The organism is Leucobacter sp. OLIS6 (assembly GCF_002752355.1).
In the GTDB taxonomy this organism is placed as follows: Bacteria; Actinomycetota; Actinomycetes; order Actinomycetales; family Microbacteriaceae; genus Leucobacter.
Map to the genome: position 1 here is coordinate 259166 of NZ_MRAV01000014.1, position 12125 is coordinate 271290.

General features: G+C 68.8%; 13 protein-coding genes. 9 read left to right on the top strand and 4 right to left on the bottom strand.

Annotation, left to right across the window (positions count from 1 at the left end; genetic code table 11):
- Positions 1 to 960 carry an aldo/keto reductase gene (locus BMH31_RS11290; protein ID WP_099725340.1) on the top strand — a complete coding sequence of 320 codons (960 nt, stop codon included), beginning with the start codon at positions 1 to 3 and terminating at the stop codon, positions 958 to 960.
- Here the strand turns inward: BMH31_RS11290 and BMH31_RS11295 are convergent.
- On the bottom strand, positions 922 to 1611 hold the full coding sequence (locus BMH31_RS11295) for a DedA family protein (protein ID WP_099725148.1): 690 nt from the start codon (positions 1609 to 1611) through the stop codon (positions 922 to 924). The genes BMH31_RS11290 and BMH31_RS11295 overlap by 39 nt on opposite strands.
- 90 nt (positions 1612 to 1701) lie before the next feature.
- Here BMH31_RS11295 and BMH31_RS11300 point away from each other — a divergent pair, with 90 nt between their 5' ends.
- The 6 genes from BMH31_RS11300 to BMH31_RS11325 all read left to right on the top strand — a co-directional run bounded on the left by BMH31_RS11300 (position 1702) and on the right by BMH31_RS11325 (position 6684).
- Positions 1702 to 2319 carry a DsbA family protein gene (locus tag BMH31_RS11300; RefSeq protein WP_099725147.1) on the top strand — a complete coding sequence of 206 codons (618 nt, stop codon included), beginning with the start codon at positions 1702 to 1704 and terminating at the stop codon, positions 2317 to 2319.
- 35 nt (positions 2320 to 2354) lie between these two features.
- The gene (locus tag BMH31_RS11305; protein ID WP_099725146.1) at positions 2355 to 2846 is read left to right on the top strand and encodes a ribose-5-phosphate isomerase; all 492 of its coding nucleotides are present in this window, start codon (positions 2355 to 2357) and stop codon (positions 2844 to 2846) included.
- A gap of 5 nt (positions 2847 to 2851) precedes the next feature.
- Positions 2852 to 3871, top strand: coding sequence for a DNA-formamidopyrimidine glycosylase family protein (locus tag BMH31_RS11310; protein ID WP_099725145.1), 1020 nt, complete (start codon positions 2852 to 2854; stop codon positions 3869 to 3871).
- A gap of 60 nt (positions 3872 to 3931) precedes the next feature.
- Positions 3932 to 5233: a Mur ligase family protein gene (locus tag BMH31_RS11315; RefSeq protein ID WP_099725144.1), complete on the top strand. Its 1302-nt coding sequence runs from the start codon at positions 3932 to 3934 to the stop codon at positions 5231 to 5233.
- Positions 5230 to 5985, top strand: coding sequence for a glutamine amidotransferase (locus BMH31_RS11320; protein WP_256382381.1), 756 nt, complete (start codon positions 5230 to 5232; stop codon positions 5983 to 5985). Before BMH31_RS11315 ends, BMH31_RS11320 begins: the two co-directional genes overlap by 4 nt.
- Before the next feature lie 138 nt (positions 5986 to 6123).
- On the top strand, positions 6124 to 6684 hold the full coding sequence (locus BMH31_RS11325; protein WP_099725143.1) for a YceI family protein: 561 nt from the start codon (positions 6124 to 6126) through the stop codon (positions 6682 to 6684).
- An 87-nt stretch (positions 6685 to 6771) separates the two neighbouring features.
- Here the strand turns inward: BMH31_RS11325 and BMH31_RS11330 are convergent, their stop codons facing one another.
- From BMH31_RS11330 to BMH31_RS11340, 3 genes are read right to left on the bottom strand one after another with little or no spacing between them, the layout of a single operon-like run.
- Positions 6772 to 7209 (bottom strand): hypothetical protein, encoded by a 438-nt coding sequence (locus tag BMH31_RS11330; protein ID WP_099725142.1) that lies wholly within the window; start codon positions 7207 to 7209, stop codon positions 6772 to 6774.
- Between the two features lie 28 nt (positions 7210 to 7237).
- Positions 7238 to 8350 carry an FUSC family protein gene (locus BMH31_RS11335; protein WP_099725141.1) on the bottom strand — a complete coding sequence of 371 codons (1113 nt, stop codon included), beginning with the start codon at positions 8348 to 8350 and terminating at the stop codon, positions 7238 to 7240.
- Positions 8347 to 9396, bottom strand: coding sequence for a phosphatase domain-containing protein (locus tag BMH31_RS11340; RefSeq protein ID WP_099725140.1), 1050 nt, complete (start codon positions 9394 to 9396; stop codon positions 8347 to 8349). Before BMH31_RS11340 ends, BMH31_RS11335 begins: the two co-directional genes overlap by 4 nt.
- Positions 9397 to 9632: 236 nt before the next feature.
- Here BMH31_RS11340 and BMH31_RS11345 point away from each other — a divergent pair, with 236 nt between their 5' ends.
- Entirely contained in the window at positions 9633 to 11081 is a 1449-nt protein-coding gene (locus BMH31_RS11345; protein WP_099725139.1) for a cytochrome ubiquinol oxidase subunit I, read from the top strand.
- Between the two features lie 12 nt (positions 11082 to 11093).
- Positions 11094 to 12122, top strand: a complete 1029-nt coding sequence (gene cydB, locus BMH31_RS11350; RefSeq protein ID WP_099725138.1) for a cytochrome d ubiquinol oxidase subunit II — start codon at positions 11094 to 11096, stop codon at positions 12120 to 12122.
- Positions 12123 to 12125 lie beyond the last annotated feature (3 nt).

Below are 12125 nucleotides of genomic sequence, written 5' to 3' on the forward strand. Positions count from 1 at the left end.
ATGACGGATACGCGTGCGCTCGGAACATCGGACCTGCTCGTCTCGGCGGTCGGACTCGGCTGCAACAACTTCGGCCGGCCGGGCTCGGCCACCGAGGATCAGGCCGGAACCGACCGCGTGATCGGGGCCGCGCTCGATGCGGGGATCACCTTCTTCGACACCGCCGACCTGTACGGGTACTCGTTCGGGCGGAGCGAGGAGATGATGGGCCGCGTGCTGGGCGAGCGACGCGACGGGATCGTGCTCGCGACCAAGTTCGGATACCCGGATTCCGGCGCGCCGTACGCCGGAGCACGCGGCTCGCGCGAGTTCATCCGGGCCTCGGTCGAGGGATCCCTCTCACGTCTCCGCACCGACCGGATCGATCTGTACCAGATGCACTGGCCCGACACGGAGACGCCGATCGGCGAGACGCTGGCGGCGCTCGACGAGCTCGTGCGCGAGGGCAAGGTGCGTGCGATCGGACACTCGAACTTCTCGGCCGAGCAGATCGACGAGGCGGCCCGCGTCGCGACCGAGCTCGGCGGCACGGCCTTCGTCTCGGCGCAGAACGAGCTGAGCCTCGTGAATCGGGAGACCGACCGGGAGGTCACTCCCGCCGCGCTGCGCAACGGGCTCGGCCTGCTGCCCTTCTTCCCGCTCGCCAACGGGTTGCTCACGGGCAAGTTCACGCGCGACCACTTCCCAGCAGATTCGCGGATCATGCGCCAGCGCCCGCACGTGGCCGAGCAGGCGGACTGGGACGCGCTCGACGCCTACCGGGATCTCTGCGACGCGTGGGGTGTCTCCATGCTCGAGGCGACCTTCGGGTGGCTGCTGCAGCATCGGCCGATCGCGAGCGTGATCGCGGGCGCGACCCGGATCGAACAGGTGCAGCAGAACGCGGCGGCCGGCTCGGCGTTCCGTCCGAGCGCCGAGCAGTCAGAGCAGATCGACGCCCTCTTCCCGATCCCGAGCTGAGTCCGGGGTTCCGGATCCTGCGGTGGGACCGGCATCGCCCGCATCGGTCAGTGCGGCCGCCGAGGCGGCCTTCGCGTCGCGCCTGCGCCCGCTGATACGGCTGGTGACCACCTCGACGAGCAGACCGATGACGAACGCGGTGGCGATGCCGAGCACCAGGGCGAGCAGCGGATGGTTGCCGAACACGTGCCCGAAGACGGCGCCGATAGCGATGGAGTACGCGGACCAGAAGACCGCGGCGAACGCCGCGGCGATCGTGAACTTGCGGACCGGGTAGCCGGTGGTGCCCGCCGCGAGGTTGACGGCAGTGCGCCCGACGGGCACGAAGCGACCGGTCATGATGAGGATGGGGCCGCTGCGGTCGATCGCGTGCGTCGCCCAATCGAGCGCCCTCGAGACGCGGCGGCCCGAAAGCCACTTCGGTCGGCGATCACCGAGCCTGCGCCCGATGCGGAAGACGATCTGGTCGCCCGTGAACGCGCCTACGGCCGCGATCGCACCGAGCCAGAGCAGCGCCTCGGGGTGGTCCTTCGCGACGACGGTGGCCACCGCGATCACGACGGATTCGCTGGGGACCGGCGGGAACGCCGCGTCCACGATGCAGAGCATGAGGACCACGAGCAGGATCCAGGGGGACTCGACGGTCGCCATCGCGAACGCCTGAATGGCATCGGTGATCCACTGGAACAGGCGCCCCGCCCCCTTCGTCGAAATGTCAGATCTCCAGCTTAGGATCGTCACATGGGAAACACACCGACGTCCGTCGAGTTCTGGTTCGATCCGATCTGCCCCTGGTGCTGGATGACGAGCCGCTGGGCCAGCGAGGTCGCGAGCGTGCGCGGCTTCGACATCGCCTGGCACCCGATCAGCCTGCGCATCATCAACGAGAACAACCCCGACGACTCGCACCACGAGCACCACGTGCGCGGCCATCGCTTCGGCCGCGTGGTCGAGGCGGCCCGCCGCGAGGTCGGTGAATCCGTCGTCGGTCCGCTCTACACGGCGATCGGCACCCGGGTGCATCCGGGCGAGCGCGAGGACGTCGAGGCGATCGTCGCCGAGTCGCTCGAAGAAGTCGGCATCGTGGGCGAGGCCGCGCAGCGCATCGCCGCCGAGACCGACCTCGAGACCTCGGACGCGCAGCTGCGCGCGAACACCGCGCACGCGCTCGAGATCGCGGGCCCCGACGTGGGCGTCCCGATCATCTCGATCGACGGCGTCGCCTTCTTCGGTCCGGTCGTGACCCCGGCGCCCACGGGCGACGCGGCGCTCCGGCTGTGGGACGGCATCTACGCGGCCGCGAGCGTGCCGGGCTTCTATGAACTCAAACGGGGCCGCACCGCCGGCCCGCAGTTCTGAATTCGGCCCCTCGGGCTGCCGATAGGATCGCAGTCATGCGTATTCACGTTGCGACCGACCACGCCGGACTCGAATTCAGTCAGCAGCTGCAGCAGCACCTGCGCGAACAGGGGCACGAGGTGATCGATCACGGTCCCGCCGAGTACGACGCGCTCGACGACTACCCCTCGTTCTGCATCAACGCCGCCGTCGGCGTCGCCCGCGATCAGCACGACGGCGTCGAGGCGCTGGGCGTGGTGTTCGGCGGTTCGGGCAACGGCGAGCAGATGGCCGCCAACAAGGTCGAGGGGATTCGCGCCGCGCTCGTCTGGAACGAGTCGACCGCGAGCCTCGCGCGCGAGCACAACAACGCGAACGTGATCTCCATCGGTGCACGGCAGCACCCGGTGGAGGATGCGATCCGCTTCATCGACCTGTTCATCGCGACTCCGTTCCCCGGCGACGAGCGCCACGTGCGCCGTATCGGCCAGCTCGGCGAATACGAGCGCACCGGCCTCATCGCCGGCAAGCAGGTCGACGCGATCTAAGCGATATGCCCGAAGGACACTCCGTACACCGGATCGCCCGTCAGTTCGCCGCGAACTTCGTGGGCGGTCCGGTGGCGGTCTCGAGCCCGCAGGGCCGTTTCGCGCCGGGCGCGGCGATCATCGACGGTCGCGAGATGATCGATGCCCGCGCCGTCGGCAAGCAGATGTTCCTGGAGTTCGCCGGCGCTCCCGACGGGGACCCGCACTGGCTGCGGGTCCACCTCGGCATCTACGGGGCCTGGGACTTCGCCGGCGCGGTACGCGTCGATCCGAGCATCCAGATCCACGGCGTCACGCCCGGGCACTCCAAGCTGGGGCAGACGGGGGAGTACTCCCGTCCTGACGGCCGGGCTCCCGTCGACCGCGACGGCGAGGACTCGGTGACTTCGATCGGCGCTCCGCGGCGCACACGGGTCCGCATGGCCGAGCACGATCGCGAGACCGAGGCGTCAGCGATCTTCCCGCCCGAGCCCGTCGGCCAGGTGCGCGTGCGGTTGCTCAACGATCTCGTGTGTGCCGACCTGCGCGGCCCGACGGCGTGCGAAGTGCTCACTCCGGCCGAGGCCGACGCGGTGATCCAGCGCCTCGGGCCAGATCCTGCGAACGCGAATACGCCTCGCGAGCGCGACCGCTTCGTCGAGCGAGCCGCGAAGAAGAAGACCCCGATCGGTCTCGTGCTCATGGACCAGTCGGTCGTCGCGGGGATCGGCAACGTCTATCGGGCCGAGATGCTGTTCCGTGCGGAGCTCGATCCGCACACCCCGGCGAATTCGCTCGACCGTACGGTGCTCGAGGCGCTGTGGGACGACTGGGCGCACCTGCTCGAGATCGGCATCACCGTCGGGCAGATGATCACCATCGACGGGCTCGAGGGCGAGGCCTACCAGCGCGCGCTGACCGAGCGCGATGAGCGGCACTGGGTCTACAAGCTCGAGGGGACCCCTTGCAAGCGCTGCGGCACGAACATCGCGCTGGAGGAGATGGCCAACCGTAAGCTCTACTGGTGCCCCGGCTGCCAGACCTGATCCCGGCGCCCGCCACGCGCCGGGCCGTTGCGCAGGCGTGCGCCCAGTACGCTGGTGTGCATGCGTGACTTCCTCTCGACCGTGATCGGCAAGTCGGTCCGTCAGGTCGCCCGGCTGCGCGGCGGAGGCTCCGCGCTCCCCGGTCTCGTCGTCGAAAAGCTCGATCCCGGGTACCTCGCCCGCGTGCTCGGCCGTCTGCCGCACGGCGTGGTCGCGGTGAGCGGCACCAACGGCAAGACGACGACCACGAAGATGATCGTCGAGATCCTGGAGGCCCAGGGCCTGCGGGTGTTCACGAACCGCACCGGTTCGAACTTCTCGCGCGGCGTCGTCGCGGCGGCGGTTCAGGAGAGCTCGATCGGCGGGCGCCTCGCAGCGGACATCGCGGTGCTCGAGCTCGACGAGGCCCATGCCATGCACTTCATCGCGAAGGTGAAGCCGCGGCACACGCTGCTGCTCAACGTGCTGCGCGATCAGCTCGACCGCTTCGGTGAGATCGATGCGACGGCGAAACTGCTGCAGCGGATCGCCGACGCCACCACCGACGGGGTGGTGGTGAACCGCGAGGATCCGCTGCTCGCCGCGGTGGGCGCGCGCGTCGCCGATTCCGGCAGGGGAGTCGCCGTGCGCGAGTTCGGGCTCTCCCCGAAGCTCCGTGCGATGTTCCCGAGCGACGACGATTTCCACGCCGGCTCGCCCGCGGACGACGCCCTCGGGATCGACGCACCCGACGCGGGATCCGCCGATGTGACCCTCGTCGAGGTCGGCGATCACTCCGCGGTGTTCCGCTTCGACGGCGAGGACCGGGCGACGACGCTCAAGCTCGAGGGCCTCTACAACACCTTCAACGCGGCGGCCGCGCTCGCGACCGTGCGGATGGTGCTCGGCGATGCGGACCCCGAAGCGCTGCTCTCGGCGCTCTCGGAGGTGCGTCCGGCGTTCGGCCGCGGCGAGCAGCTGGTGCTCGACGGGCAGCCGCTCGAACTGGTGCTGGTGAAGAACCCCGCCGGATTCCGCCTCGCGCTCGCCTCCTTCGCTCCCGAGGGCGTCGGCACCATGATCGCGATCAACGACCAGTACGCGGACGGACGCGACATGTCGTGGCTGTGGGACGTGGACTTCGCCTCGCTGGCGTCCGAGGGCGTCGACACCGTCTCGGGCGCGCGCGCCTGGGACATGGCGCTGCGGCTCGAGCACGACGAGGTCGCGGTCGGCACGGTGCAGGAGGACCTCGCGGCGGCGCTTGCCGGCTTCCGGGAGCGCACCCCCGGGCGCCCGCGACGCATCTTCTCCACCTACACGGCGATGCTCGCGCTGCGCAAGGAGCTGGCCACCCTGACCGATGTGGAGGAGATCTGGTGAACGACGATCAGCAGGATCGGACGGCTCCGCGCGAGCTCGTCATCGTCTCCCTCTATCCGAGGGACATGAACATCTACGGGGATCGCGGCAACGTGCTCTCGCTGGCCCGGCGTGCACGCCTGCAGGGGTTCGAGCCGCGCATCGTCGAGATCAATCCCGGCGATCCGCTGCCCGAACGGATCGACATCATGGTCGGCGGCGGCGGGCAGGACTCGGGCCAGGGGCGCGTCGCGATCGACCTCGTCGACAAGCGGGACCGGATCCGAGAGCTCGCGGAGGACGGTACTCCGATGCTCATGATCTGCGGGCTCTACCAGCTCTTCGGCCACCGCTTCGTCACCTACACGGGCGAGGAGCTCGTCGGGATCGGGGTGCTCGACGTCGAGACGCGCGGCGACGACACGCGGATGATCGGCAACATCGTGCTCGAGAGCGACGAGTTCGGAGAGATCATCGGGTACGAGAACCACAGCGGTGTCACGACGCTCGGCCCCGGATCGGTGCCGTTCGGGCGGGTGATCCAGGGGGCGGGGAACAACCCGAGCGACGGCGTGGAGGGCGCGCGAACCGGCAACGTGATCGGCAGCTACCTGCACGGCTCGTTGCTGCCGAAGAACCCGGCGATCAGCGATTTCCTGATCGCCCGTGCCGCGGAGCGGCGGTACGGATCGTTCGAGCCGACCGCGGCGGCCGCCGAGGGGGATCGCACGGTCGAGCAGGCGCGCGCGAGCGCGAAGCGCCGCCCGCGCTGATCGCGGGGCTCCGACGAGCGGTTTCGAGAAGAAACCGTGAGTTCGGGGAATATTCATCGCGACAGTTGCATTCAACTGAATGGATCGTGAGAGAATGATCCTCGTACTTGAACCATCAATCGTTGGAGGGCGCACGCCATGACCATCACCGCAGATCAGATCCCCGGCTACCGCACCGGCACCTGGAAGATCGACCCGACCCACTCGGAGGTCGGCTTCTCGATCCGCCACCTCGCCATCAGCAAGGTCAAGGGCAAGTTCGAGAAGTTCGACGCGACCTTCCAGACCGGCGAGAACCCGCTCGACTCGACCGTCTCCGCGACCGCCGAGGTCGCCTCGGTCAACACCAACCAGGCGGACCGCGACGGGCACCTGCGCACCGGCGACTTCTTCCTCGCCGAGGAGTACCCCGAGCTGAGCTTCGTCTCGACCGGCGCTCGCGAGGACGGCGGCGACTTCCTCGTCGACGGCGAGCTGACCATGCGCGGCGTGACCAAGCCCGTCACCTTCAACTTCGAGTTCGGCGGCTTCGGTGAGGACGCGTACGGCAACTACAAGGCCGGCTTCACCGCCACCACCGTGGTCAAGCGCGAGGACTTCGGCCTGACCTGGAACGCGCCGCTCGAGAAGGGCGGCCTGCTGCTCGGCTCCGACGTCACCATCAACATCGACGTCCAGGCCGCGCTGGTCCAGGACTGAGCGCGCAGCGGGCCGGGGCATCGCCCGGACCGCCTGAGCGATGAACAGGGTCGGCCCCCGAATGGGGGCCGACCCTGTTCGCGTCCGTCAGGGGGACGGCGGAGTCGCTCCCGGACTCAGGGCTTCGAGCGCCGCGATGGTCATCTCGAGGTGCGCGGCCTGCTCCGGGTCGCCCTCCCAGAGCTCGAGGTACTCCCGATCCTCCTCGTCGGAATCCCGAATCCGATGCAGCCAGGCGAGCAGGGCCCGCGTGCCCTCGGTGGTCGCCTCGAACGCGATGCCTCCGAGCGGCGGATCCGCGAGCTGGTCGGTGTCGCCGGTCAGGACCTCGGAGAGCGCGAGCGCGGTGACGTCGAACAGGTACTCGTCGTCACCCGGATCGTCGCCGAGGAATCCCTCGCTCCGGGCCGCGGCGACGAGCTCGTCCGCCGTGACGCTGCTCCGCCCCGCGGCCAGCCCCTCGATCGCAGAGAGGAGCTCGAGGCCCTCATCGCTCTGCAACGCCTTCACGCCCCATGCACCCATGCATTCAGACTAGGCGGTCGGCGGGCGGCTACGGAAGCTCTCCGGTGATGCGGCCGCGCACGCGGCGCAGATCCTCCATCAGCGATCCGATGAGTACCCAGTGGACGGGGTGCGGACGCGGAATCGTGTAGGGCTGGGTGAGCGCGAGCGGCTCGGCCTCAGCGTCGTCGCCCGTCGGACCGCCCTCGGCGGCCGGGTGGGCGAGCAGCTCGAGGTCGTGCGCCGCCCGACGCATCTCCTCGACCATGCCGGCGACCGAGGGATCCTCGACGAGTTCGGGATCGTAGAGGTCGTAGACCGCGCGCGACATGCCGATGACCTGCGTGACGATCGGCTGCAGCCGCTCGAACAGCGCGTCGTCGGCTGCGAGGGCCTCGCGGTGCCGGGGGCCGCGCGGGTTCAGGCGGAGGCTCTCGCGAGCCCGCCGCAGCAGGGCGTGCACGTCGGAGCGCTTCTGCTGCAGGGCGCGGGCCCGGGTGAGCATGTCGTCCAGCCAGGCCTCGTCGCGGGGCTCGGCGAGCGCATCGGCCAGTCGCCGGAGAGCCGCGGCCGCATCGAGGGTCAGCTCGCTGATGCTCGCCCGCACCGAGGTGGTGCGCACGGGTGCGACGATCGCCGCGTTGACGATGACACCGATCGCCGCGCCGATCGCGGTCTCGACGAGGCGCTCGACGCCGTAGCCGAGGTGCAGCCCGCCGAGCGCGATCATGAGGAGCGCCGAGATTGCGATCTGGTTCATGGAGCTGTTGCTCATGCGGAGCAGCCAGCCGACCGCCATGGCGACGACGAAGGCGAGGATGAAGAGCCAGGACTGGGCGCCGAAGATGCTGCCCGCGCCGATCGCGACCGAGACGCCGAGCAGTACGCCGACGACGCGCTCGATCCCTCGGGTGAGCGAGGCGTCGACGCTCTCCTGCACGCAGAGCAGTGCTGCGATCGCGCCGAAGATCGGCAGCTGCTCGGGGAAGATCAGCAGGCAGACGAACCAGGTCAGGATCGCGGCGACCGTCGCTTTGACGACCTGGAGCAGCGGCGCGCGTTCGTTGACGGTGAAGCGTCCGGTGAGGTTGCGCGAGGCCCGCCGCCACTGCCGCGTCTGCGGCGGCTCGGATCCCGAGAAGCCCGCGGCGCCGGCGCTCACAGCAGTCCCAGCTTGCGCAGCTCCTCGCGCAGCGTGGCGCCGTCGGGTCCGTAGATCCAGGGCACTCCGCTCACGCTGCGGTGCAGGCGGGCCTTCGAACGGCCGCCCGCCAGCACGGCCTCGCCGACCGAGAGCTGACGGATCGCGACGGCGGCGACGTTCTCGGGGTGCGCGGTCGCGAACTCGTGGTAGAGCGCCTCGTCGTGCTGACCGTCGTCGCCGAACAGCACCCACTTCACCTCGGGGAACTCGCGTGCGAGGCGGCGGAGCTCGCGGCGCTTGTGCTCCTTGCCGCTGCGGAACCAGCGATCGTGGGTCGGGCCCCAGTCGGTGAGCAGTAGCGGCCCCATGGGGTAGAGGTTGCGCGCCATGAAGCGGCTGAGCGCGGGTGCCGCGTTCCACGCGCCGGTGGAGAGGTAGATGACCGGGGAGCCGGGGTGGGCCGCCATCAGGTGGTCGAGCATCACGGCCATGCCGGGCGTCGCCGACCGGGCATGCTCGTCGAGCACGAAGCTGTTCCACGCCGCGACGAGCGGCTTCGGCAGGGCGGTGATGAGGATCGTGTCGTCGACGTCCGAGAGGACGCCGAAGCGGGCCGCGGGGTCGACGATGTAGACGGGCGCCTCGGCGAGCTCCTCGTCGGCGATGCGGAGTCCGACGGTGTGCCAGCCCGGCGACAGCGCCGCGCGCACGTTCGCGTCGACCACGCCGCCGCGATCCGCCTCGACCTGCGCGTGCGGTTCGCCGTCGATGAGCACCTGCACCCGCTGGTGCGGCACGTGCAGGCTCGTGAAGGTGCGCCAGCCGCGCACACGCGAGACCTCGGCCACGTCCGACCGGAAGCGGCTCTGCTCGTGCGCCGCGGGCTTCAAGTAGAGCACGCGCCCGAGCACGCGCACCCACTCGGTCGATCCGTAGCCGATGTAGGGGATCACCGCGGGCAGCTTGCCGCGGGCCTTCGCCCGCTTCTCTCGGCGGGAGTGCACCCAGTCCTCGGCCCGGGCTGCGAGTCTCGGCCGGGAATCGGGAATGGCGGGATCAGTCACCAGTCCATCCTAGGCAGAGACGGGGGTGCCGGGTGACATGTCGCTCGACGTGAAGAAATCCCTGATCCAGGTGTTGTTCGACGTCAAGATGTATTTGCAGTGAACCCCCAGGAAGCGGAAAATGGACAGTGACCGGACACCGTTCGGTAGCTCTGCGGGGAATCACCATCCCCAGCCGGAACTCACTATGGGAGTGCGCTCCATAGTGAGTGCGCGCCCGCACCCTGGAGTGTCATATGAACGACTTCCTCGATGCGCTCACGCTGGCCCGATGGCAATTCGGGCTGACCACGCTGTATCACTTCCTCTTCGTTCCGCTCACTATCGGCCTTGCGTTCCTCGTTGCGATCCTGCAGACCTGCTGGTACCGGACGGGCAAGGCCAAATACCTCCGCCTGACCAAGCTGTTCGGCAAGATCTTCCTCATCAACTTCGCAATGGGCGTCGTCACCGGCATCGTGCAGGAGTTCCAGTTCGGTATGAACTGGTCGAACTACTCCCGCTTCGTCGGCGATATCTTCGGCGCGCCCCTCGCCATGGAGGGCCTCATCGCCTTCTTCCTGGAGGCCACCTTCATCGGTCTCTGGATCTTCGGCTGGGACAAGCTGCCCAAGGGGCTGCACCTCGCCTCCATCTGGCTCACGTCGATCGCGACGATGCTCTCGGCCTACTTCATCCTCGCCGCCAACGCGTTCATGCAGAACCCCGTCGGATTCGAGATCAACGCCGAGAAGGGCCGTGCCGAGCTCACCGACATCGGAGCCGTGCTGCTGAACCCGGTGGCCACCCACCAGTTCCCGCACACGATCTTCGCGTCGATCATGTTCGCCGCCTGCGTCATGGTCGCCGTCGCCGCATGGCACCTCAAGCGCAATCAGTTCGTCGACGACATGCGCACGGGCCTGCGATTCGGCCTCTGGGCGAACATCCTCGCCTTCGCGGGCGTCGGTCTGACCGGGCATTCGCTCGGCATGGTGATGACGCAGACCCAGCCGATGAAGATGGCGGCCGCGGAAGCCTTCTACAACACGGGCTCCGGCGCGGACGCCTCGTTCTCGATCTTCAGCTGGGGCACGCCGGACGGGGCGCACGAGATCTTCTCGATCCGCATCCCGTACCTGCTGTCCTTCCTGTCGAACGGCAACTTCACCGGCAGCGTCGAGGGCATCCGCGACCTGCAGGCGCAGTACACGCAGCAGTTCTGCGGAGCGGACTCGACGCTGCTCACCTGCCCGACCGACGGCTCCTTCGTGCCGATCGTCTGGGTGACCTACTGGGCCTTCCGCTGGATGATCGGCCTCGGCGGCCTCGCGACGCTCGTCTCGATCGCGGGCCTCTGGCTGACGCGCAAGAATCGCGAAGTTCCCGCGTGGGCGTGGCGGGTCGCCATCTGGACGGCGCCGATCCCCATGGTGGCATCGCTCGTCGGCTGGATCTTCACCGAGATGGGTCGCCAGCCCTGGCTCGTGTTCGGGGTGATGACCACCTCGTCGGGCGTTTCGCCGGGAGTTCCCGGCTGGGCGGTGCTGGTCTCGCTCATCGTGTTCACACTGGTCTACGGCTCGCTCGCGGTCGTCGAGTTCAAGCTCATCACGAAGGCCGCGAAGGTCGGCACCCCCGACCTGTCCGCGGACGGCGACGACGACGCGGATGCCGACGCGTCGACGCTGCAGACGGTCTATTAGGAGATCACGATCATGGAACTCACCACCATCTGGTTTCTCATCGTCGGCGTCATGCTCATCGGGTACTTCGTGCTCGACGGCTTCGACTTCGGCGTCGGCATGGCCCTGCCGTTCCTCGGCAAGGACGATACCGACCGCCGCGTCCTCATCAACACGATCGGCCCCGTCTGGGACCTCAACGAGACCTGGCTCATCGTCGCCGGCGCCTGCCTCTTCGCGGCATTCCCCGAGTGGTACTCGACGATGTTCTCGGGCTTCTACCTGGCGCTGCTGCTGATCCTCGTGGCGCTGATCCTGCGCGGTGTCTCGTTCGAGTACCGCCACCAGGGCAAGGGCCGGGAGTGGACCCGCTGGTTCGACCAGTTCATCTTCTGGGGCTCGCTCCTTCCGCCGCTGCTCTGGGGCACCGCGTTCGCGAACCTGGTGCAGGGGCTGCCCATCGAGGAGCTCTCGACGGGCGGGTGGATCTACACCGGCTCGCTGCTCACGCTGCTGAACCCCTACGGCCTGCTCGGCGGGGTCACGCTGACGCTGCTCTGCTTCACCCACGGGCTCGTGTTCATCGCGCTCAAGACCGAGGGCGATGTGCGCACCCGGGCACGCGGGCTGGCGACGAAGGTCGGGATCGTGACCCTGGTCGCGGCAGCGGCGTTCCTCGTCTGGACCGTGCTGATGCACGGGGCGAACCCGAACGTCGTGCTGATCGCCGCGCTTGCCGCGGTGGCAGCGGTCGCGTTCATCGTGGGCCTGATCGCGAACCTCCGGGGCCGCGAGGGCATCGCCTTCGCCGGCAACGCGGTCACGATCGCGTTCGCACTGCTCACGATCTTCGCCGCGCTCTTCCCGAACGTGATGATCTCGAGCACCGATCCCGCCCTGTCCATGTCGATCGCGGACGCGGCGAGCTCGCAGAAGACGCTCGAGCTCATGACCTGGGTCGCGGTGTTCACGATGCCGCTGGTGCTGGCCTACCAGGGCTGGACCTACTGGGTCTTCCGCAAGCGCATCTCTCGGACGCACATCCCGGCAGCCGCCCACTAGGCT

Excerpts from the sequence above, each read along its gene's own strand:
- BMH31_RS11290 (WP_099725340.1), top strand. The coding sequence starts at position 1 with ATGACGGATACGCGTGCGCTCGGAACATCGGACCTGCTCGTCTCGGCG.
- BMH31_RS11295 (WP_099725148.1), bottom strand. The coding sequence starts at position 1,611 with ATGGCGACCGTCGAGTCCCCCTGGATCCTGCTCGTGGTCCTCATGCTC.
- BMH31_RS11300 (WP_099725147.1), top strand. The coding sequence starts at position 1,702 with ATGGGAAACACACCGACGTCCGTCGAGTTCTGGTTCGATCCGATCTGC.
- BMH31_RS11305 (WP_099725146.1), top strand. The coding sequence starts at position 2,355 with ATGCGTATTCACGTTGCGACCGACCACGCCGGACTCGAATTCAGTCAG.
- BMH31_RS11310 (WP_099725145.1), top strand. The coding sequence starts at position 2,852 with ATGCCCGAAGGACACTCCGTACACCGGATCGCCCGTCAGTTCGCCGCG.
- BMH31_RS11315 (WP_099725144.1), top strand. The coding sequence starts at position 3,932 with ATGCGTGACTTCCTCTCGACCGTGATCGGCAAGTCGGTCCGTCAGGTC.
- BMH31_RS11325 (WP_099725143.1), top strand. The coding sequence starts at position 6,124 with ATGACCATCACCGCAGATCAGATCCCCGGCTACCGCACCGGCACCTGG.
- BMH31_RS11330 (WP_099725142.1), bottom strand. The coding sequence starts at position 7,209 with ATGGGTGCATGGGGCGTGAAGGCGTTGCAGAGCGATGAGGGCCTCGAG.
- BMH31_RS11345 (WP_099725139.1), top strand. The coding sequence starts at position 9,633 with ATGAACGACTTCCTCGATGCGCTCACGCTGGCCCGATGGCAATTCGGG.
- cydB (WP_099725138.1), top strand. The coding sequence starts at position 11,094 with ATGGAACTCACCACCATCTGGTTTCTCATCGTCGGCGTCATGCTCATC.